Here is a 20,487-nt window from a genome sequence, read left to right as displayed (position 1 = left end):
CCGCGTTGCTGACTACCCATCGCGACCCGACGCCGCCCGCCATTCCCCCGGCGCCACGCCCAGCCACCGTTTCGCCGCGCGGCTCAGACTGCTCGCATCGTGATAACCCATCCGCTGCGCCGCTTCTTCGAGCGACGCGCCTTCGCGCAGCAGCGTCTTCAGCGCGTCCTGCCGCGCCGCGTCGACCAGCGCCGTCCAGCTCGCGCCTTCGTGATGCAACTGCCGCTGCAGCGCGCGCACGCTCATGCCGATCGCGCTCGCGAGATCGTCCACGCGCATCGCGCCGCTGACGCGCGCCGTCAGCCATTGCCGTGCGAACGCCGCGACCGATCCTGCCTGCGGCAAGCCGGCGAGCTGCCGGTCGAGCAGTTCGCGATGCACGCGATGCAGTTCGGCGTCGGCCTGCGGCAGTCGCCGCGCCATTTCGGCTGCCGGCAGTCGCAGCACGTTCGCCGGCGCGTCGAACCGCACGTCGCAGTCGAAGAATCGCCGATAGGTTTTCGCATCGCCCTGCGGCGCATGCGCGAACGCGACGTGCGTCGGCGCGAACGTGCGTTCGGCGAGGCCGCGCGCCATCACGAGGATGCCGCCGACGATCGCTTCCACCTGTTGCGGCAGCAGCCGCACGCGCCGCAGTTGTTCGGTGTAGACGATCGCGGTGTCGCCGTTCGCGTCGCGCTGCGCCGTGAGCGCGCCCGATTCGCTGACGAGGCGGTAGTAGCGCAGCATCAATGCGAGCGCGGCCTGCAACGATGCGCTGGTCGCGGCCGCGAGGCCGAGCGCGCGGAACGTCGACGGTCGCGCCGCCGCGGCCACCTTGAGGCCGAGCAGCGGATCGCAGGTTACGGCGAGACCGCGTTCCCAGATGCGGTGCACGAGTTCCGGCGCGATGCGGCCGTTCGGATCGTCGAGCGCCGCGTCGTCGAGCCGCAGCGACGCGCGCAACGCGGGCACGTCGACGCCTTGCGCGTCGAGTACGCCGAGCAGCGTGCGGACGTACGGATTCGAGACGGTGCGTGCTTCCAGCATGTCCGCAAGAACAATCCCGTTGGCGCGAAATGTCAATGCCGCGATGCGCGACGGTCAATGCGACCGGCGCCGGCGCGGCGCATCATCGACGCCGCACGCAACACGGAAATCCGCGATGACTCACGACACCGAAGCGTTCCGCACGCGCTACCGCGCCGGCATCAGCCGCTGGTACAACGCGTGGCTGCACGGCGGCTTCGTGCTGGCGTTCGGCGTTGCGGCGCTCGCGGTGCTGATCGGCAGCCTCGACGACGTGCGCGTGTGGGAATGGCTCGCGATTCCCGTCGGCATCGTCGTGTTCAACTGGGGCGAGTACACGGTGCATCGCGCGTTCGGGCACCACAAGCAGCGCGGCATCGGCGGGCTGTTCTACAAGCGCCACACCGGCGACCACCACAGCTTCTTCGACGCCGCACGGATGCCGTACGAACAGGCGCGCGACTGGCGCGTGATCTTCTTTCCGGCGTGGCTGATCGTGCTGTTCTGCGCGGGGCTCGTGCCGGCGTACTACGCGATCGCGTGGTTCGATGCCGACGTCGCTGCGCTGTTCTGCGCGACGCTGCTCGGCGGGTATCTCACGTACGAGATTTTCCACGCCTGCGAGCACCTGCCGAACGAACATCCGGTCGCGCGACTGCCGTGGTTGCGGCAAATGCGGCGTTTGCACCAATTGCATCATCGACGCGACCTGATGCAGGCGCGCAATTTCAATCTCGTGTTTCCGCTGACCGACTGGCTGCGCGGCACGCTGCACTGGGAACCCGAAGAACCGCGCAAGCCCTGAACGCGCACACACGGAGCCGAATCATGCCGTCGCACACGTCTCATACGCCGCTCGCGGCGACGCCGCAGGACGCCTACGACTACCTCACCGTGCCCGCCTGCTGGCACGAGTGGCACGCCGCGTCGCTCGGCACGGTGCCCGACGCGCGCGTGTCGCAGCCGAAGGATGCGACGTTCGACGAGAACATCCGCACGGCCGGATTCCGGCGCCGCCTGCACTGGCGCGTCGTCGACGCGCGGCGGCCGGACTACTGGGAAGCCGCCGCGACGATGGACGACGGCAGCCGCGTACGCCTGCGCTACGACTTCGCCGCGAGCGGCGAGGGCACGGTGTTCACGCGCACGCTCGACTACACGGTGCGGCCGTGGTGGCTGCGCGTGGTCGATGGGGTGTTCGGGCGGCTGCGCATCCGCCGCGAATCGGCCGTCGCGCTGGCGAAGCTGCAGCGGCGTTTCGAGCGGCCGGCGGGGAATGACGCGCCGCGCCGGTAGCCGGGCGAGTACCGGAGTCTGCGCATCGATCGACAATTGCCGGCATCTACTCGCCGCGTCAGCGCTCCACGAAGCCGTAAAAGACGAACGTGCCGAGCAGCCCCGGCGCCACGTCGAGCCCGCGCTCGCCGAGCGCCGTCGGGTCGACGCTCCAGCGTTCGGCCAGGCGCATGACGTCGTCCTCGTTCGGCACCGGGACGTCGTCTTCCCATGACGGGTCGCCCGACATGCGCTCGTCGTAGAAATCGAAGCCGAGTTCGCGTTCGGCGGTCGTGGGTTCGCCGTAATTTTCCAGCGTTCGTCCCGATTCGCCGACGAACCCGTAGGCGCGCAGCGTCTTGCCGTTCTTCGCGCATCCCCACGCATGCTGCTCGACGATGCGATGCGTCGCGAAGTACTGCACTTCGGCGCCGTCGAGCGCGGCCGACAGCGTGGCGAGGAACCCGCGCAGCGGCGGCCCCGATCCTTCGATCGCCTCGCTCAGGCGAAAGCTCGCCGCGAGCGTCCAGCCGTCGACCGGACCCATGACGAACAGCGGGGCCGCGGCCTCGTCGCCGAGTTCGTCGGCGGCGTCGAGTCCTTCGTCCCAGCCGGTTTCCACGACGTCGGCCAGGCGCAGCGCCGCGGCGAGCGCACGGGGCGGCGTGTCGCGTACCGCGATCCACGAGGTTTTGTAGCCGAAGCCGATAGCTTGCATGCGGGATTCCTTGGGATGGGACGGTCGTGGACGGCCGATGGCGCAACTCGCCGCGCTTCGTCGTTCGAACGGAACACTGAAACGTCCGCAGCGCCGCCGTCCGAACGCGGCGCGGGCCGGTCCGCAGCCTACAAGGAGCATCATGACATTTTCCACATATTCGGCGAGCGTCGGCGCACGCCGCTTTCGCGGCCTTGCGGCTTGCGGTTTCCTCGTCGCCTCAACCGCCCACGCCGCGATCGTCGTGACCGACACCGGCGCGTCGTCGGCGAGCACCTGCACGCTCGCGCAGGCGATCTACGCGGCGAACCGCGCGAACAATCCGACCAATGCCACGCCCGCGGGGGCGACCACCGCGGAGCCGCTGTCGCTGTCCGCGGCGACGGCGATTGGCGTCGGCACCTGCACCGGCGCGATCGCCGGCGCGAACACGATCGCGCTGCCGGCCGGCGCCGCGATCGCGTTCAACACCGATGCGCCCGACAATTTCTGGTACGGCCCGAACGCGCTGCCGCCGATCGCCAGCGCCATCACGATCGACGGCAACGGCGCGACGTTGTCGGTGACGCTCGGTGCATCGCCGCGACTGCGCTTTTTCTTCGTCGGCGCCGACGCGGCGAGCAGTGCGACGCCCGGCTACAACACGCCGGGTCGCGGTGCGCTCACGTTGCGCCATCTCACGCTGACAGGCGGACGCCAGCGCGGCGGCGACGGCGCGGGCGGCGGTGGCGGCGCCGGTCTCGGCGGCGCGATCTACAGCCAGGGCGCGCTGACGCTCGACGGCGTCACGCTGACCGACAACCGCGCCACGGGCGGCAGCACGGCGTCCGGCGTCAGCAGCAGCGGCGGCGGCATGGGCGGCGATGCGGGCATGGGCGGCGCAGTGCCGCTCGGCACGAGCGACCGCGGCGAAGACGGCATTCTCGCCACCGGCGACGGCGGCGCGGGCGGCGGCATCGCCAACGGCATGGCCGGCGCGGGCAGCTACAACACGCCGAGCAGCGCGCCCGGCCTCGCCGGCAACGGCGGCGGCGGTGGCGGCGGCAGCGGCGACGATTCGATCTACTACAACGCCGGCGGCGGTGGCGGCTTCGGCGGCGGCGCCGGCGGGATGAGCGCCCGTGCCGGCGCGTCCCTCCAGCCCGGCGGCGGTGCGTTCGGCAGAAGCGCGGTGTACGGCGGCGGCGGTGGCGGCGGCGTTGGCGGCGGCGGTGCGGGCTCCGGATCGTCGGTCGCGGCCGGCGGCGGCGGTTTTGGCGGCGGCGGCGGCAACGCGTTTCGCGGCGGCAAGGGTGGCTTCGGCGGTGGCGGCGGTGCCGGCGCCAATTCGGCCGGCGGCGTCGGCGGCGGCGCGGGGCACGGCCAAGAGGGCGCGGTCGGCGGCGGCGGTGGCGGCATGGGCGGCGCGATCTTCAACCACGGCGGCGACCTCGTCATCGTCAACAGCACGCTGACCGGCAACACGGCCGCCGGCGGTCGTTCGGGCAACGGAACCACACCGTCGAACGAAGGCAAGGGCGGCGCCGGTTTCGGCGGCGCGGTGTTCAATCTCAACGGCGCGCTGACGGTTCGCTACTCGACGCTCGCCGGCAACGTCGCCACGGGCGGTGGAGGCGGGGGCGGCAGCGGCACCGGCGCCGGCGGCGCGATTTACTCGTTCGCGTACAACGGCGCGGCGAGCACCGGCAGCACCAGCGCGGCGCTCGCGATCGAGAACAGCATCGTGTCGAACTCGACCGGCCTGTACGACCTCGTCGTCGACAAGCCCGATGCCGCGATCGGCCCGCTGCCGAACGTGTCTACGGCGACGACCGTGGCGTCCGGCGGCAACATCGTGATGACGTCGTTCGCGGCCGGACTCGCACCGGCGCTGCCGGCGTTCACGTCGACGGCCGATCCGCAGCTCGCCCCGCTCGCCGACAACGGCGGGCCGACGCCGACGAGGGCGCTCGGCGCGGCGAGTCCCGCGATCGATGCGGCGTCCGGCGCGTGTACGCCCGCGACCGACCAGCGCGGCTACGGGCGCGTGGCCGGCGCGGCGGCGGATCTCGGCGCGTACGAGTTCAACGCAGTGGAGAGCGACGTGCTGTTTGCGAGCGGGTTCGAAAGCGGCGCGGGTTGTCCCTGAGGGCGATGCGGCGGCCGCGCGCGGCGTTGCCGCGTGCGGTGGTCGCGCGAGCGACGGCCTACGCCAGCAGCGGATACGCGAGCGCGGCGGCGGTCATCAGAACGTAGCTCACGATGTTTGCCGTGCGAACGCCGGAACGCATGGCGGCGCGATCGCTGAACGGCAGCGAGATCGAGAGCCACCAGCGCTCGACGACGATCGAGGCGATGCACATCGGAATCGCAAGCACGACGAACGCTGCGTAGACGTTCCATGTGCTGACGTCGACGAGCCATGCGACTGTGAAAGGAAACAGCGGAAGCGGGATTCTCGATGTCTGGAGCGTTTCGGGCGAGAGCACGAACACGCCATAGACGACGAGAAACTGCAACGCGAGCATCGCCAGCCACGCGACCGGAACGCCGACGAGTGACGACCACAGATTGGCTTTCGCGACCGGCCAGACGAGTTCGCGATACGGCAGGCCGATCGCGCGCGCGACGAGCGCCGCTTCGAGCGCCACGATCGGGAGCAGCGCAAGCCAGTGCACCGGCCACGCGAACGCGAGCAGGGGAACGCCGACGTTCGCCGATGCGATGCCCGGTATCGGAATCAGCAGTGCGAACGTGGCGAGGTTGCGGCGGCGTTGTGTCATTGTGGAATCTGATCATTGAAACGCATGCGTCGAGCTTAGCTCAAGGCGTCAGGCACGCGTATCGTCGTCAGCGTTCCGACATCCGACACATCGTCGCTCAGATCGACGAACCGGCGTAGTAGCCCGCCTGATCCAGATCGGCCAGCAGATCCGGCCCGACCGGCTCCCAGCGCAGGCGTGCGCGCGTCTTCGCACTTGACGCCCACATGTCCGCGCCGGCGAAGTTCGCGAACCAGCCGAAGTGTTCCGGCGCGCGCGATTCGACCGGCAGGCCGAGCCGGCGGCCGATCGTTTCGGCGATGGCCTTGAACGCGACGCCTTCGTCCGCGACCGCGTGATAGACCGGATCGGCCACGCCGTGCTCGAGCGCGAGCCGGTAGACGCGCGCGGCGTCCGACCGGTGCACGCCGGCCCAGCGGTTCGTACCGTCGCCGATGTAAGCCGACACGCCCTTCTCGCGCGCCAGACGAATCAGCAGCGGCACGAACCCGTAGTCGCCGACGCCGTGCACCGACGGTGCGAGCCGGATCGTCGCGACGCGTACACCGCGCTCGGCCAGTAGTTGCGCCGCGGTTTCGGATTGCCGCGGCGATGCCGGGCCGGGCACGTCGTGCTCGGTCGCGGCGCGGCCCTGTGCGATGCGCGCGAGGCCCGACGTGACCAGCAGCGGACGTTGCGAGCCTTCGAGCGCGTTGCCGAGCGTTTCGATCGCGAGGCGATCCTGCGCGGCGTTCGCGGCGAACTTCGAGAAATCGTGGTTGAACGCGGTGTGGACCACGGCATCGGCCGCCGACGCGGCGTTCCGCAACACGTCGAGATCGTCGAGCGTGCCGCGGACGACGCGCGCGCCGGTCGCCGCAAGCGCGGCGGCCTTGTCGTCGCTGCGCGCAAGGCCCGTGACGGCGTGGCCCGCCCGCAGCAGATCTTCGACGACGGCCGAGCCGACCCAGCCGGTGGCGCCGGTAACGAATACGTGCATGGTTGAAACCTCTGTTGAATATTCAGGGATGAGAGCCGTTCGGCAGCGGCGGCGGGCGCGTCAGGCGAGCCGCATCGACAGCTCGACGTCTTCGGCGAACGGCACGGACAGGTAGCCGTTCGCGGGATCGCGCACGTGCGCGAGGTAGTCGGGACTATAGTCGGCGTTGTCGGCGACGACGAGCGCGCCGGGGCGCAGACGGCTTTCCACGAGACCGAGGATTTCCGGATACAGCGCCTTGGCGCCGTCGAGCAGCAAGAGGTCGATCGTATCGGGCAGGCCGTTGCGCAGCGTCTGCAGCGCTTCGCCTTCGCGGATGTCCACGAGGTCCATGACGCCGCCGGCGGTCAGGTTCTCGTGCGCCCGGGCGATCTTGGACGGTTCGAATTCCGTCGTGATCACGCGCCCGCCGCCGTTGTCGCGCAGCGCGGCGGCGAGGTACAGCGTGGAAACGCCGAACGACGTGCCGAACTCGACGATCGAACGCGCACGGCTGTTGCGCGCGAGCATGTAGAGCAAGAGGCCGGTTTCGCGCGAGACGGGCAGCGGCAGATCCTTCATGCGCGCGTAGTAGTCGAGATACTCGGTCTTGCTGCGCATCAGGCGCTCGCGTTCGTCGCGCGACAGCGCGGCGACGGCGGGATTCGACATCGGCGACGCGGCGGCGGCTTCGTCGAACAATCGGTCGAGCAAGGGGGCGATCGGGGCGGCGGTGAGGGTGGTCATGCGGGTCTCCGGTGCGCGGGTTTTGCGTCCGGCGTAGAATGCGACGAATTCGTCACATTCGCTATTCGCATTCGGGAACGCTCATGAACGACCGCCGCAAACCCGCGATTTCGCTACGGAAACAACCGAAGCAGGCCCGCTCGAACGAGCTGATGGCCGTGATCCTCGAAGCCGCGGCTCAGGTTCTGGCGAAGGAAGGCGCGCAACGCTTCACGACGGCGCGCGTGGCCGAGAAAGCCGGCGTCAGCGTGGGGTCGCTGTACCAGTACTTTCCGAACAAGGCGGCGATCCTGTTCCGGCTGCAGAGCGATGAATGGCGCCAGACGTCGGAACTCTTGAGCGACATTCTTGAAGATGTGGAAAAACCACCATTGGAACGATTGCGCGTGCTGGTGCACGCGTTCGTCCGGTCCGAATGCGACGAAGCGCAGATGCGCGTGGCGCTCGACGACGCCGCGCCGCTGTACCGCGACGCGCCCGAAGCGCAGGAGGCCAAATCGTCGGCGGATCGGGCGTTCGTGGCGTTTCTCGAAGAGGTGCTGCCCGAGGCGTCGGAAGCGACGCGCGAACTGGTCGGCGATCTGATCACGACGACGCTGGCGTCGGTGGGGAAAAGTTTTTCGGAGAGTCCGCGGACGGCCGCCGAAATCGCGGCTTACTCGGATGCCATGGCGGATATGTTTTGTGCGTATCTCGATAGCCTCGGGACGGGTTGACGAAAAGCCGATCGACACCGCCGTCACTCCAGCTTGCGCTCGCTGCTGTTCGGAATAGATGTTCGCAGTGCCGGCGAGTGTATGTTTCTGCAAGAACAACGAAGACCTCGGCGTCGCCCCCTCTCCCGACCCTCTCCCCCAAGCAAGCTTGGAGGAGAGGGCTCAAGCGCCGCGACGCTTGAATCCTCGGCTCCTTCTCCCCCAACCGCGTTGGGGGAGAAGGTCGGGATGGGGGCGACGCGCAGGATCTCGTCGAGTTTTGGTTTTCGTCGTTGCCGTGAGGCCCAGCGAGGATCGCAGGACAAGTCGCGCCCCGTCGTGCAGGCCGATAAATCAAACAGGATGCCGGTTTTCCGCTGTCCTTCAAAAATATTCCGGATAGCAGTGAGCTTGCGCTGGAACGACGGGCAAAGAGAGAAGCCAAAGCTCAGCATTGAAGGCGACATCTTGCTCGCCGGGTTCCACGCAACACTCCGAATTTTCGCAGCAAACATCGCGACGAAATCCAATATCGCAGGGCTCGGGTCGTCGATAGATTCGACCACGCAGCCCGCGCTCGATCGCCGACCGACGCCCGAAACGGGAACGCGTCTCCGCTCGATCAACGGCCAAAGAAAACCTCGTCTGCCCCGCGCCGCGCCGCCGTTCCGACCGTCCGGTCGAGTGCCGCCCGGCAAGGCGTTTCTTTGCCTGTTGGCAAGTATGCCCGTTTCGGGTATGGTTCGGAGAAAGAGCAATGCGCATCATCAAACGAAAGGACTTCGCACGGTGGCAGGCGGGCGAGCGATTGCCCGATGCCGCATTGTGCAAAGCGGTCACGGACATGGAGCGCGGCCTGATCGACGCGGATCTCGGCGGGTTTCTCTACAAGATGCGGATCGCCAGACCCGGCGGCGGAAAAAGCGGCGGCTATCGCACGCTGCTGTCGGCCCGAATCGGCAACCGCTACGTGTTCCTGCACGGGTTCGCAAAAAACGACCAGGCGGACATCACGCAGAACGAAACGAAGGCACTGCAGTTCGCCGGCAAGGTGTTCCTGGAACTGTCCGGAGATGCCTTGGCGAAAGCCCTGCAGTCAGGCGTGCTATTGGAGGTGTGTTGTGAGCAAGATTATCGATTCTTTGCGTGACGATCTGGCCGCGCTTCACGAAGCCGGCGCGATCGGCAAGGTGACGATGCGCGAGTTCGACACGATCTGCCCGCCGCCGGTGCGGGCGTTCAGCGCCGCCGACATCCGGCGCCTGCGCGAAACCTTGAAGTTCAGCCAGCCGGTGTTCGCGCTGCACCTGCACACCACGGCTTCGACGGTGCGCAAGTGGGAGCAGGGCGAAACTCACCCCACGGGGCCGGCGCTCAAACTGCTCAACATCATCGCCGACAAGGGCTTGCAGGCTATCCTCTGACGCCGGCGCGATATTTTCCCGTCGCCGGTCTGCCCGCCGCTCGAGAATACCGATGCACCTGCTTTGCGAAGACATGCGTATCGCCGCGCCGGACGGCCGGCTCTTCGTGCGCCGCTGGCGCGATCCCGATGCTGATGACACCGCCGACGTCCCGATCGTGCTGCTGCACGACTCGCTCGGCTGCGTCGAGCTGTGGCGCGACTTTCCCGAGCAGCTCGCGCGCGCGACCGGTCGTACGGTCGTCGCCTACGACCGCCTCGGCTTCGGTCAGTCCGATCCGCATCCGGGCACGCTCGACGCCGGGTTCGTCCGCAACGAGGCGCGCACGTCGTTCGCGGCGCTGCGCGACGCGTTGCGGCTCGATCGTTTCGTGCTGTTCGGCCACAGCGTCGGCGGCGGCATGGCCGTCGCGTGCGCCGCGCACTTCGCCGACGCGTGCGACGCGCTGATCACCGAATCGGCGCAGGCGTTCGTCGAAGACCGCACGGTGCGCGGCATTCTCGATGCGAAGCAGGCGTTTGCGCGAGAAGGGCAGGTCGACCGCTTGCGCAAGTATCACGACGACAAGGCGCCGTGGGTGCTGAGCGCGTGGATCGACACATGGCTCGCGCCCGACTTCGCGCAGTGGAACCTCGACGACGACCTGCGCCGCGTGCGATGCCGCGTACTCGCGCTGCACGGCGATCTCGACGAGTACGGCTCGGTCGAACATCCGCGGCGCATCGCGTCGCTCGCGGCGGGGCCGGCGCGAGCGGTCGTTCTCGAGGGCTGCGGTCACGTGCCGCATCGCGAGCGGGCGGGCGTCGTTTTCGAAACCGTTGCGGAATGGCTTGCCGGCGCGTAGCCGATTGAACGTCGCCTGTTGGGCTCGGATCGCAAACGCGGCCGCGTCGGCCATTGCCGTTGTTTTCGCGCGGCGCCCATCGGTGCGCTGGCGAACAGACGCGAGAGCCGCGCGGGAGCAGTCTCCTCGCCGGCATGCGACTTTCTCCGCGAATCGGAGCGACGCAGCTTGCGGCATTCGAGGAGTCCGTCATGATGAAGAGCTATTGGAAGCGCCCCCCGACGAGGCGGCGAACGCGCCCGGTCTCACGCCGTTGGATCATGTGAACGACAGCGGCGAGCCGCCGAAGAGCGCCGTCGAACTGTCGAGTGAAAACAACAAGCCCGAAGTCGAGACGCTCCAGGGCAAGCGTATCGACGTGACGAGGGAAGATCAGCTGCAATACTGGTCGACGTATTTCGGCGTAACGCCGGCGGAACTTCGACAGGCGGTGCGTGTTGTCGGTCCCTGGGCGCGCGCGGTCAGCGCCCATCTGAAATAGTCGCCGTTGCCGATGCGAATGCGCTCCTTCGCAAGCCGGAGGGCGCCATCGCCCATGCGGAATTGACGCCGGGTCGCAGAAGCCAGGCGCGATCGGGGGGCGTTGCGACAGCATTGGAATTGTGCGACGTATTTCTAACATTAGGCCGAAGCCGTCTGCAGCCCGATGGGCTGGCTAGCCCAGGGCGCGCTCATACAAGGTCTTGGCGGCGACATAGCAGCCGCAGGAGCCGGCTTCCAGGGCGGACCGGTCGAGAATCCAGATGTGTCCGCGGCTGTAGTGAATGACCGATCGCCGCTGCAGCGACGTCGCGGCCTTGGTGATCCCGACGCGACGCGCCCCCAGCATATGGGCGAGAAACACATGTGTCGCGCAGAAGTCGTCGGAATGCGCGCGATCGTGAGTCGTCAACAGCCAGCGCGCCAGCCGCTCTTCCACCCGATGGAACCGCGCACAGGCCGCCGCTTGCGCCATCTGGTGCATCTTCACGTACAGATAGCGATTGAGCCGGCGTCGCACCGCGGGGCCGCGATCCAGCTCGCGCTGCAACGACAGCGCGTCAATGCGCAAGGCGCGGCCCGAGGCTTGAACCAGATGGCGCAGAGGCGATTCGGAAACGCCGAGCAGCGACGACACGCCCACCATGCCTTCATCGCCGACCAGCGCCACCTCCAGACCGAAGCTGTGTTCCAGCGGCGTCACGAGCGAGATCAGCGCGTCGATCGGGAAATAGACGTGACGCAACGGGTCTCCGGCCGTGTGCAGAACGTGTTCGGACGAAAGCTCGACCTCGTCGCAGCAGGCCAGCATCCGGCGTCGATCTCTTCCCGGTAGTCCGTCCAGCAAACGATTGGTCGATGTCGGAGACCGGGTGCCGGGCACTTGGACCTCCTGCGAGCGGTGAAATCGAGCCGCGGGAGCCGGCCGCGATTTTCCCGAAGCCGGCTCGCTCGCGTCGGCGCTTGCCGACGGCTACACGCGACCCAGCGCCACCAGCACGATCACGAGCAGCAACACGACGCTCAGACCTGTGCTGGGTCCGTAACCCCAGTTCTTGCTATGGGGCCAGTTGGGGATCGCTCCGATCAGGAGCGCCACCACGACGATCAGTAACAATGTTCCCAATGTAATTTCAATACTCCTTTCGCTCAAGCGCTTTCGCTCCGTGCGCAATGCCGAACCTTGCAGGTTCGGCATTGCGGATGGTGCGATGTTCGATATGACGTTAGCGCAAGCGGATACCGCGCTCCGTTCGGTAACGAACACTGTGCGGACAATCAAGCCGGTGCGCCGAGGCCGGCTGTCGGGCAACCTGCCTCGAGGGATCCGCGCGGGTCTAGCCGACCGTCAGACCGCGGGCTTCCACCTTCTTGACCCCGCGCACGTCCTGGGTGACGCGGACGGCGAGTTCGCGTTCGGCCGTGCTGTCGACGACGCCGTTGAGCGACACCACGCCGTCGAGCGTCGTCACGGTGATGTGAAAGCTCTCGACGCCGCGCGTGAACATCAGCGACATGTTGACCTTGGAAGTGATCCACGAGTCCGACAGCGGCTGTTCGGCTCTCGCGTTCGCCGCCTTGGCGCGCGTCGCCGCGTCCATCCGACCGGTGAGCGCGATCTTGTTGATCACGCCGACGACGCCCTGCGTGCTCACGGCGACGCGCCCGGCCAGATCCTTCTCGGCGGCGGTGCCTGCCGTTCCTGTCAGCGTCACCTTGCCGTTGACCACGTCGACGAAGATGTCGAGGCCGTCGGTATGCGTATTCCACAGGAGCCTGGACTTCACCGATGCGGAGATCGTGGAATCGCTCGCTTTTTCGCCGAAGGAACGTTCGCCGGTGCCGTTCACCGGACGCCGGTAGTCGGCATCGACGACGATGCGGTTGTCGACGTGCTTGATGCCGTCCGCGCCCTGGGCGATCTGCTCGGCCAGATCCTTGGCGATGCCGTCTTCCACGCTGCCGCTGAGTACGGCCTTGTTGCCGTCGACGGCGACGGCGAGATCGAAGTTTCGAAGATGCGGGTTCATGCTCAAACCCGTCTGGATCTGGGCTTCACGACGCGCGTCGGAATACTTCTCGCTCCTGGCCTCGTGCGAGGTCGGATCGGCCGCGGCGCCGATGTTGAAACTGCCGAGCGCCAATGCGACGGCGCCAGTGAGTATCGTGGTGCGGAGAGTCTTGTTCATTTGTATATCCATGATCGAGGGGGAAGGCGGCAAAGCTGCGCGGATGAAAGCCGCGTCGATGCCGTAGCACGCAAAGCCAGGGAGTTGACGCGGCGTTCCGCGCCGGCGATGCCGTCGAAATCGTTCTTCGTGCGAGGCGCGACCGCACCGCGAGCACGCGTGCACCGCTCGTTCGCGGGACGCACGGACATGCGGTGCTGTTGCGGCACCCGGTCGTTGCAATGAGGGTGTGGCGCAGGCCGTTCCGCCGGCGATGCCGACGGAATTTCTAGGCCGGCACCTTGGGCTTGGCGACGCGCGGCCTGCCGAGGCTGAGCGAGGCAAAGAAGAAGACGAGGGTAACGACGAAAAGCGCCTTGGCCGCGCCGCCGACGACGGCACCGAAATCGCTCAGGCCGAGTATCGTCGCGATGAGCGAGATGATCAGCAGTACCAGGCTCTTGTGCAGCATGACGTTGTCGTCTCGCCAGGCGGTCGCGTGGAACGCGCCGTGTAGAACCGCACCATACACGTACCCGGGACCTTCCTCGGTACGCTGACGCACATAGCAACCGCGCGGCACATCGATCGTACGCACGATCACGACCGGTTCGTGTCGCGCTCGCGCCGTGCGTGGTACCGGCGCATCAACGGCTGCGCCGTCAGGCCGTGCGTGACGATCGACGCAGCCACGGTCCACGTCGTCAGCGATACGATCGTCTCGGCGATGTCGCTGGCGACGCCGTACCGCGGGGCCAGCAGCAGGTAGAAGATCGAACCGATCCCGCGAATGCCGAACCAGCCGATCAGCAGGCTGAAACCCTGGCGATCGGACTTCGCGCCGAGATCGGACTGAATGTCGGTCGCGAGTACCGGATCGGTCGACGCAAGAATGAGCGACTTCCGCGATCCGCTCCAGGACGATCACATTCGTTGTCGGGTCGGGGTGCGGGACATTGGCACCCCAGGGAACCGAGCAGGCATCCGAGCACGAGGTAGACCATCGCGCTGCTCAGCGGCAGGCGGCCCAGCAGCGTGCCGGCGAGCGCCATGAGGATCAGCAGCAAGCCGACGACCACTGACCGTTCAGCGACGGACATCGGTCGCAAGCATCCGGGTTGCGTCACTGCGGACCAGTGGAAACACGGGCGCGCTCCGTGGCGGATTCCAAATCATGCGAATCCACCGGTCGCCGCAGCGCCGGAGCCGCGTTTGGGGTGGGTCGAAGTGAAAGGGCCGTATACCGGCTAGCTTTTCGGCGCGGTGTCGAGCCGTTTTTCCAGCGCCTCGATACGCGCCTTGAGCTTGTCGATCTCGTCGGCCGCGCCGTCGGCGTCGAAGTACGTGACGTCTTCGGCCGGCAGGTCGAGCCGGTTCGAATACTCGCGCCAGCTGCCGTCGTACATGCGCACGTTGCGGAAGCCGAGGTCGCGCAGCACGACGTACGTCGCGGCCGAACGTCCGCCGGACTGGCAGTAGACCACCGTTTCCTTGCGCGGGTCGAGACCCGCGAACAGCGCCTCGAGTTGGGCGCGCGGCCGCAGCGCGAGCGACGCCGTCTTCGCGTCGGCGTCGGGTTCCGTCTCGCGCAGCGACTGGAACGGGATGTTCACCGCGCCCGGCAGATGTCCGCCGCGCCAGCCGCCGCGCGACTCGCCGCGGAATTCCGCCGGCGAACGCGCATCGACGAGCTGCACGTCGTGCTTGCGACGGCGCGCCTGCAGCTGCCGCAGGTCGATCAGCATCTCGTCGCGCACGTCGCGAATCTTCACGGCGGTGCGCTCGGGCGTGGCGACTTCGGTCGACACCGGCAGCGCCGCGGCGTTCCACGCCTCGATGCCGTCGGCGAACACGGCGACGTCGCGCGCGCCGTAGTACGCCAGCGCGAACGCGACGTAGTACGGCGTCGACGATCCGCGCGCGCCGTAGACGACGAGCGGCGCGCCGTCGAGCGCGACGCCGAGCGCCGAGATCGTTTCGGCTGCGGCGGCCGGCGCGAGCAGGTTGTCGGTCGCGCGATCGGTGAACGCGGCGTAGCCGGCAACGAGCGATCGCGCGCGCGGCACGTGCCCGGCGTCGTAGGCGTTGGCCTTGCGCACGTCGACGAAGACGGCGCCGCGATCGAACAGCGCGTGCGCCTGCCGCGCGTCGACGATGGCCGGTTCGCGGCCGTGCGCGGGCAGGACGAAGACGAGGAGGACGAAGGCGAGACGGCGCATGACGTGGCTCGTGAAGGTCGGCGGTTCACTATAGCCACGCCGTGCGCCCTGTCGCCGACGATGCGGCGAATCGTATCGCCGATGCGCCGCCCGGTTGGCGCAAGGCCGCGAATTCCTCGACCGGGGCGCGCCCGCGCCCGCTTTATGCCTGTCGTGTGCTGCGTTGCCAAAAAAGGTCGCTGGACATATAGACGTTGCTTCCTTAACTATCCGAAATAAGCAAACAATCCGCTGGGGCCGCGCCGTGTCGAAGCCGCGAAGCCATGCCACAGGAAGCCGCCTTGTATGACCCACACGCTTGCCGCGAAAGAGTCGCGATGGAGTTGCTGGCCGAACAGCAGGCTGCTGAAAATGCGCCTATCTTCGAACTCGTGAGCGCCAAGCACAGCCTGCAGGCAACGGCGCGGGAGATCGGTCGGCAGTTCGTCGTGCTCAAGGGCTCAAAGGCGAGGCCGGTTTGGATCGGCGAGGACCACAGCTATCGGAATCTTCGACAAGCGCTGATCGAATCGGGCGTGCTCCGGCCGGACAGTGCCGGAAACTTCGAATTCGCGCATAACGCCCCGATGGGTAGTCCGAGCGCGGCGTCGGCCGTCGTACTGGGGCGGCCCGACAACGGGCGACTCTCGTGGCAACTCAAAGGTACCGCGCAAACCTATGCCGATTGGCAGAAAGGATTGCCTGCCGATACGCCGGTGAGCGGCGATCAGGAATCCTAGCGGCAGCTTGTTGACCGCCGCAGGACGGCAGTCCGCATTCCCGGAATAGCCGAGCCGCTACGCATGTGCCGGCGGCATGCGTCTCGCGAATTGTTCGCGGGTCACCAGATCGCGTGCTGCGCCGTCATCGAGCAGCACCACTTCCTGCGCGAGCGCGATCACTTCCTCGGGCTGATGGCTCACGAGCAGCGTCGGAATCGCAAGCTCGGCGTTGAGGCGCGTGAGGTACGCGAGCACCTGCGCACGCGCCTCGCGGTGCAGGCCGACCAGCGGTTCGTCGAGCAGGAGCGCGCGCGGTCGGGCGAGCAGCGCGCGGCCGATCGCGACGCGACGCGCTTCGCCGCCGGACAGCGACGCCGGCCAGCGACCGAGCAGGTCGGCGAGCCCGAGCAGCTGCACCGCGGTGTCGACGTCGATGGCGTCGCTGCCGGTGCGGGCGCGGCGGCCGTAGGCGAGATTGTCGCGGACGCGCAGATGTGGAAAAAGGCGGCCGTCCTGGAAGACGACGCCGAGCCCGCGTTCGGCGGCCGGCACGTCGATGCCGGCGGCGGTGTCGAACAGCACGCGGCCGTCGAGCGCGATGCGTCCGCGGTCGGGGCGGCGCAGGCCGGCGATGGCGAGCAGGCAACTGGTCTTGCCGCTGCCCGACGGGCCGAACAGCGCCAGATGCCGCGCGGTCGACGCGATCGTCACGTCGAGATCGAAGTCGCGCGTGCGCCAGGCGATCGCAAGATCAAGCATCGCGTTCTCCGGCGCCGTTGCGAGGCCGCAGCAGCGCGGCGGCGAGCGACGCCGCCACGGCGACGCCAAACGCGGCCCAGACGAGCCGGCCGAGACCGGCTTCGCCGCCGGGCTGGTTGAGCAGCTCCCAGATCGCGATCGACAGCGTGCGCGTTTCGCCGGGGATGCTGCCGACGAAGCTGATGGTCGCGCCGAATTCGCCGAACGCGCGCGCGAACGCGAGCACGCACCCGGCCAGAACGCTGCGCAGCGACAGCGGCAGCGTGACCGTGGCGAAGCGCCGCCAGGCGCCCGCGCCGAGCGATTCCGCGGCGGCTTCGAGGCGCCGGTCGACCGCGTCGAAGCCGGCGCGCACCGAGATCACGAGCAGCGGAAAGCTCATCACGGCGGCGGCGAGCGCCGCACCGGTCCAGCGGAACGAGAACACGATGCCGAATTCGGCGAGCCAGCGCCCGGCGGTGCCGCGCGCGCCGAACGTCACGAGCAGCGCGTAGCCGGTGACGACGGGCGGCAGGATCAGCGGCAGGTTCAGGAACGCCTCGACGAGCGACTTGCCCGGAAACCGCGCGCGCGACATCGCATAGCCCAGCGCCAGCGCGAAGGGCAGGGCCACGGCGACGCTGATCAGCGCGATGCGCAGGCTGAGCGCCAAGGCTTGCCATTCGGCGGGGGTGAGCATGCGGAGCGCGATAGCCGGTCGGGAATAACGCCCGAAGTGTAACCGAAGGCGACTCCCTCTCCCCCGCGGGCCTGCGGGGGAGAGCGAGAAGTCCGGTGCCTCGCACGTCCGCGGTGCGGCGGAGGGAGAAGTCCGGCGCCCGGCACGATAGGCGTTCGCCCCGTTCTCCGCTTTGCAATTCGTGCACTATTTCTTTTGTGAGTTATGCTCGCGTCTATCGATCCCGGACCGGGATCGCGCACAGGGGAGTCGGGCCATGAACGAGGAAAGCAAGCCAGTCACACGCCGGCAGTTTCTGGAAATGGTCGGTGCCGCGGGCGGGGCCGCGGCGGTGTATGAGACGATGGTCGTGCTGGGCATGCTCGCGGTGCCCGACGCGTTCGCCGGGCCGCCCGACACGTCGGGCAATCCCGGCAAGGGCAAGACGGTGGTCGTGCTCGGCGCCGGCGTCGCGGGCCTCACCGCCGCGCTGCGGCTTCGGGAAGCCGGCTATTCGGTCGTCGTGTGCGAAGCGAGCGATCGCGTCGGCGGTCGCAACTTCACGGTCAGCACGGCGAAGGTCGACTCGCGCAACGTCATTCGCCAGAAGGGTCGCGCCGACCAGGAATGCAAGTTCGACGGCAGCCCCGATACGCAGTATTTCGAGGCCGGCTGCGGCCGCATTCCGTATCACCACATCGCGCTCCTTGAGCTGTGCCACGAACTCAAGGTGCCGCTGCAGCCGTACATCATGGAAACGCGCGCGAATCACTTCCAGACGAAGGACGCGTTCGGCGGCAAATACGTCAAGAACCGCCAGCTCGCGAACGACACGCGCGGCTACATCGCGGAACTGCTCGCCAAGGCCGTCAACAAGCACTGTCTCGACGACACGCTGAGCGAAGCCGATCGCACCGCGCTCCTGAGCCTCCTCGAGACGTTCGGCAACGTGAGCAAGGACAGCGGCTACGTCTACAACGGCTCGTCGCGCAGCGGGTACATCGAAGATCCGGGCGTCGAAAGCCCCGGCAAGGTGATGCCGAAGCTCGCGCTCGACCAGCTGCTGAAGTCGACCTTCTGGAAGCACCGCTTCTATCAGGCCGAAGACTATCTCTGGCAGACGACGCTGTTTCATCCGGTCGGCGGCATGCGCAAGATCGTCGATGCGCTGCACGCGAAACTCGGCGGCATCGTCAGAACGAGGATCGAGGCGAGGCGCATCGTCAACAGCGACCAGGGCGTGACCGTGACGTTCGCGAGCGGCGCGCCGATCACGGCGGACTACTGCATCTCGACGATTCCGCTGCCGATCCTCAAGACGCTGATCGACGCCGGAACGTTCAGCCCGGCCTACGTCAAGGCCGTCGGCGCGGTGGAGTTCGCCAAGACGTGCAAGGTGGGCTGGCAGGCGAAGTCGCGGTTCTGGGAAGCGCTGCGCGGCCCGAACAACACGAACGGCCCGCAGATCTTCGGCGGCATCAGCTGGATCGATCATCCGATCACGCAGATGTGGTATCCGTCGGCCGACTATTTCGCGCCCGGTCCGGCCATTCTCACCGGCGCGTACAACTACGATGCGAAGGACAATCCGGTCGCGACGAAATTCGGCAACGAAGATCTGTCGAAGCGGCTCGACATCGGTCTTGAAGGCGGCACGCTGCTGCATCCGGAGTTCAAGCAGTTCGTGCCGAAGGACAAGGGCCTGTCGATCGCGTGGCAGGAAGTGCCGTTCATCGGCGGCGGCTGGGCCGAGTGGGATCGCGCCAATCGCGACCAGGCCGAGGCGTACAAGCTGCTGCTCAAGCCCGACAAGCGTTTCATCGTCGCGGGCGACCAGGTGTCGTATCTGCCGGGCTGGATGGAAGGCGCGGTGCTGTCGGCGTATCACGTCGTCGACGTCGTCACGGGTCGCGTAAAGGTGCGCGCGGTCGAAGGCGTCGAGGAAGTCGTGGCGCCGGATTCGGCGTCGGTTACGGGCGCGGGCTGATCGGGTTGAAGCCCTCTCCCCCAAATGCTTTTGGGGGAGAGGGTTGGGTGAGGGGGCGACGCTTGGTATCGCTTCGGCCTCGACGAAATACGCGGCGCCGCCCCCTCACCCCGGCCCTCTCCCCCAAGCAAGCTTGGGGAGAGGGAGTCAGGCCATCTCCGGCCGCATCATCTGCCGATACTGCCGCGGCGCGAAGCCGGTCACCTGGCGGAACTGCCGCGACAGCGCGCTCTGGTCCGAAAAGCCCGCGTGCTGCGCGACTTCGGCGATCGCCATCTCGGTGGCCGCGAGCAGCCTTGCCGCGTGATCGATGCGCGTCTTGATCAGGTACTGTCCGGCGGAAAGGTGGAAAATTTTCTTCATGCGCCGCTCGAACTGCGCCTGCGACAGTCCCGCGCGCTGCGCGAGGTCTTCCATGCGCAGCGGCTGGTCGTAGTGCTCGAGCATGTAGTCGACCGTGTCGGCGAAGCCCGCGTCGATGAGGCCCGCGCGGCTCGGTTCGATCAGATCCTTCGAGATGCACGCAAGGCCGATCACGCGGCCCTGCGCGTCGTACAGCGGCTCCTTCGTCGACAGGCACCAGCCGGCGCTGCCGTCGCGATAGACCGTCAGGTCGAGGTTGTCGACGATCGGCTTGGACGTGCGGAACAGCCGCTCGTCCTGCTTGGCGTAGCGCTCGGCCATCGGCCGCGGGAACAGTTCGAACGCGGTCTTGCCGATCGCGTCCTGCTTGCGCTTGAGTCCGCAGCGCACGACCGCCGCTTCGCTCATCGAGACGTAGCGGCCCTGACGGTCCTTGATCGAGAACACGATGTCGGGCAGCCGGTCGAACAGCGCCTCGACGTACCAGGGCGTGGCGACGCGCGCCACGAACGCTTCGCGCCAGCGCGCGAGTTCGCCGTTCATGCCGACCGTCCGCGAAGACGGATTGCAGGGCGACGATAAATATCGATCGATCTCATTGGGCCCACCCTTGCGCGCGCCGCGCGCCGCTGCCGCCAGCGCATCCTGCGCTTTGTGCGGATTGTTTCGCCGTGATGACGGAAACCTGCAAGACCATTCTGCCGGGTACTGACAGGCTTGT

Annotated in this window: 25 protein-coding genes; 11 read left to right on the top strand and 14 right to left on the bottom strand. The window is 67.6% G+C overall.

The window, feature by feature from the left end; all coding sequences use genetic code 11:
• Positions 1-12: 12 nt before the first annotated feature.
• On the bottom strand, positions 13-1,029 hold the full coding sequence (locus OD750_RS23640) for an AraC family transcriptional regulator (RefSeq protein WP_263540720.1): 1,017 nt from the start codon (positions 1,027-1,029) through the stop codon (positions 13-15).
• Positions 1,030-1,144: 115 nt separating this feature from the next.
• Between OD750_RS23640 and OD750_RS23635 the strand changes: the two genes are divergently transcribed.
• A complete protein-coding gene (locus OD750_RS23635; protein WP_263540719.1) occupies positions 1,145-1,813 on the top strand; it encodes a sterol desaturase family protein in 669 nt (222 codons plus the stop codon).
• Between the two features lie 23 nt (positions 1,814-1,836).
• Complete coding sequence (locus tag OD750_RS23630) at positions 1,837-2,304, top strand: SRPBCC family protein (RefSeq protein ID WP_263540718.1); 468 nt, start codon at positions 1,837-1,839, stop codon at positions 2,302-2,304.
• A 58-nt stretch (positions 2,305-2,362) separates the two neighbouring features.
• Here OD750_RS23630 and OD750_RS23625 read toward each other — a convergent pair whose 3' ends face one another.
• Positions 2,363-3,001: a hypothetical protein gene (locus OD750_RS23625; protein WP_263540717.1), complete on the bottom strand. Its 639-nt coding sequence runs from the start codon at positions 2,999-3,001 to the stop codon at positions 2,363-2,365.
• Positions 3,002-3,143: 142 nt separating this feature from the next.
• On the opposite strand from OD750_RS23625, the gene OD750_RS23620 reads away from it, so the two are divergent.
• Complete coding sequence (locus tag OD750_RS23620; RefSeq protein WP_263540716.1) at positions 3,144-5,129, top strand: choice-of-anchor Q domain-containing protein; 1,986 nt, start codon at positions 3,144-3,146, stop codon at positions 5,127-5,129.
• 58 nt (positions 5,130-5,187) lie between these two features.
• Here OD750_RS23620 and OD750_RS23615 read toward each other — a convergent pair whose 3' ends face one another.
• The 3 genes from OD750_RS23615 to OD750_RS23605 form a co-directional block, all read right to left on the bottom strand.
• Positions 5,188-5,763: a hypothetical protein gene (locus OD750_RS23615; RefSeq protein WP_263540715.1), complete on the bottom strand. Its 576-nt coding sequence runs from the start codon at positions 5,761-5,763 to the stop codon at positions 5,188-5,190.
• 97 nt (positions 5,764-5,860) lie between these two features.
• Positions 5,861-6,742 carry an SDR family oxidoreductase gene (locus OD750_RS23610; protein WP_263540714.1) on the bottom strand — a complete coding sequence of 294 codons (882 nt, stop codon included), beginning with the start codon at positions 6,740-6,742 and terminating at the stop codon, positions 5,861-5,863.
• Between the two features lie 60 nt (positions 6,743-6,802).
• Positions 6,803-7,468, bottom strand: coding sequence for an O-methyltransferase (locus OD750_RS23605; RefSeq protein ID WP_263540713.1), 666 nt, complete (start codon positions 7,466-7,468; stop codon positions 6,803-6,805).
• A gap of 83 nt (positions 7,469-7,551) precedes the next feature.
• Between OD750_RS23605 and OD750_RS23600 the strand changes: the two genes are divergently transcribed.
• Positions 7,552-8,184, top strand: coding sequence for a TetR/AcrR family transcriptional regulator (locus OD750_RS23600; protein ID WP_263540712.1), 633 nt, complete (start codon positions 7,552-7,554; stop codon positions 8,182-8,184).
• A gap of 23 nt (positions 8,185-8,207) precedes the next feature.
• Here OD750_RS23600 and OD750_RS23595 read toward each other — a convergent pair whose 3' ends face one another.
• Entirely contained in the window at positions 8,208-8,729 is a 522-nt protein-coding gene (locus tag OD750_RS23595; RefSeq protein WP_263540711.1) for a hypothetical protein, read from the bottom strand.
• A gap of 191 nt (positions 8,730-8,920) precedes the next feature.
• On the opposite strand from OD750_RS23595, the gene OD750_RS23590 reads away from it, so the two are divergent.
• From OD750_RS23590 to OD750_RS23575, 4 genes are read left to right on the top strand one after another with little or no spacing between them, the layout of a single operon-like run.
• Positions 8,921-9,313 (top strand): type II toxin-antitoxin system RelE/ParE family toxin, encoded by a 393-nt coding sequence (locus tag OD750_RS23590; protein ID WP_263540710.1) that lies wholly within the window; start codon positions 8,921-8,923, stop codon positions 9,311-9,313.
• Positions 9,285-9,587 carry a helix-turn-helix domain-containing protein gene (locus OD750_RS23585; protein WP_263540709.1) on the top strand — a complete coding sequence of 101 codons (303 nt, stop codon included), beginning with the start codon at positions 9,285-9,287 and terminating at the stop codon, positions 9,585-9,587. Before OD750_RS23590 ends, OD750_RS23585 begins: the two co-directional genes overlap by 29 nt.
• Positions 9,588-9,639: 52 nt before the next feature.
• On the top strand, positions 9,640-10,431 hold the full coding sequence (locus OD750_RS23580) for an alpha/beta fold hydrolase (protein WP_263540708.1): 792 nt from the start codon (positions 9,640-9,642) through the stop codon (positions 10,429-10,431).
• A gap of 4 nt (positions 10,432-10,435) precedes the next feature.
• Positions 10,436-10,912 (top strand): DUF3606 domain-containing protein, encoded by a 477-nt coding sequence (locus OD750_RS23575; protein WP_272842131.1) that lies wholly within the window; start codon positions 10,436-10,438, stop codon positions 10,910-10,912.
• Positions 10,913-11,086: 174 nt separating this feature from the next.
• Here OD750_RS23575 and OD750_RS23570 read toward each other — a convergent pair whose 3' ends face one another.
• The 4 genes from OD750_RS23570 to OD750_RS23555 all read right to left on the bottom strand — a co-directional run bounded on the left by OD750_RS23570 (position 11,087) and on the right by OD750_RS23555 (position 13,683).
• Entirely contained in the window at positions 11,087-11,722 is a 636-nt protein-coding gene (locus OD750_RS23570) for a Crp/Fnr family transcriptional regulator (protein ID WP_263540706.1), read from the bottom strand.
• A gap of 162 nt (positions 11,723-11,884) precedes the next feature.
• A complete protein-coding gene (locus OD750_RS23565) occupies positions 11,885-12,109 on the bottom strand; it encodes a DUF3309 domain-containing protein (protein WP_263540705.1) in 225 nt (74 codons plus the stop codon).
• A gap of 139 nt (positions 12,110-12,248) precedes the next feature.
• On the bottom strand, positions 12,249-13,100 hold the full coding sequence (locus OD750_RS23560) for a BON domain-containing protein (protein ID WP_263540704.1): 852 nt from the start codon (positions 13,098-13,100) through the stop codon (positions 12,249-12,251).
• A 268-nt stretch (positions 13,101-13,368) separates the two neighbouring features.
• Entirely contained in the window at positions 13,369-13,683 is a 315-nt protein-coding gene (locus OD750_RS23555; RefSeq protein WP_263540703.1) for a hypothetical protein, read from the bottom strand.
• Between the two features lie 9 nt (positions 13,684-13,692).
• Here OD750_RS23555 and OD750_RS23550 point away from each other — a divergent pair, with 9 nt between their 5' ends.
• Positions 13,693-13,848: a hypothetical protein gene (locus OD750_RS23550; protein ID WP_263540702.1), complete on the top strand. Its 156-nt coding sequence runs from the start codon at positions 13,693-13,695 to the stop codon at positions 13,846-13,848.
• 478 nt (positions 13,849-14,326) lie between these two features.
• Here OD750_RS23550 and OD750_RS23545 read toward each other — a convergent pair whose 3' ends face one another.
• A complete protein-coding gene (locus OD750_RS23545; RefSeq protein ID WP_263540701.1) occupies positions 14,327-15,298 on the bottom strand; it encodes a sulfurtransferase in 972 nt (323 codons plus the stop codon).
• A gap of 317 nt (positions 15,299-15,615) precedes the next feature.
• On the opposite strand from OD750_RS23545, the gene OD750_RS23540 reads away from it, so the two are divergent.
• Entirely contained in the window at positions 15,616-16,017 is a 402-nt protein-coding gene (locus OD750_RS23540; protein ID WP_263540700.1) for a DUF4357 domain-containing protein, read from the top strand.
• 57 nt (positions 16,018-16,074) lie between these two features.
• Here OD750_RS23540 and OD750_RS23535 read toward each other — a convergent pair whose 3' ends face one another.
• Both OD750_RS23535 and modB read right to left on the bottom strand, forming a co-directional pair.
• The gene (locus OD750_RS23535; RefSeq protein ID WP_263540699.1) at positions 16,075-16,758 is read right to left on the bottom strand and encodes an ATP-binding cassette domain-containing protein; all 684 of its coding nucleotides are present in this window, start codon (positions 16,756-16,758) and stop codon (positions 16,075-16,077) included.
• Positions 16,751-17,437 carry a molybdate ABC transporter permease subunit gene (modB, locus tag OD750_RS23530; RefSeq protein ID WP_263540698.1) on the bottom strand — a complete coding sequence of 229 codons (687 nt, stop codon included), beginning with the start codon at positions 17,435-17,437 and terminating at the stop codon, positions 16,751-16,753. Before modB ends, OD750_RS23535 begins: the two co-directional genes overlap by 8 nt.
• Positions 17,438-17,693: 256 nt before the next feature.
• On the opposite strand from modB, the gene OD750_RS23525 reads away from it, so the two are divergent.
• Complete coding sequence (locus OD750_RS23525; protein ID WP_263540697.1) at positions 17,694-19,403, top strand: flavin monoamine oxidase family protein; 1,710 nt, start codon at positions 17,694-17,696, stop codon at positions 19,401-19,403.
• A 147-nt stretch (positions 19,404-19,550) separates the two neighbouring features.
• Here OD750_RS23525 and OD750_RS23520 read toward each other — a convergent pair whose 3' ends face one another.
• Positions 19,551-20,309, bottom strand: a complete 759-nt coding sequence (locus tag OD750_RS23520) for an AraC family transcriptional regulator (protein WP_263540696.1) — start codon at positions 20,307-20,309, stop codon at positions 19,551-19,553.
• Between the last annotated feature and the right edge of the window lie 178 nt (positions 20,310-20,487).

The organism is Tahibacter soli (assembly GCF_025717065.2).
Classification (GTDB): domain Bacteria; phylum Pseudomonadota; class Gammaproteobacteria; order Xanthomonadales; family Rhodanobacteraceae; genus Tahibacter; species Tahibacter soli.
The sequence above is the reverse complement of the archived record's forward strand: the minus strand, read 5'-3'. Positions and strand labels throughout refer to the sequence as shown.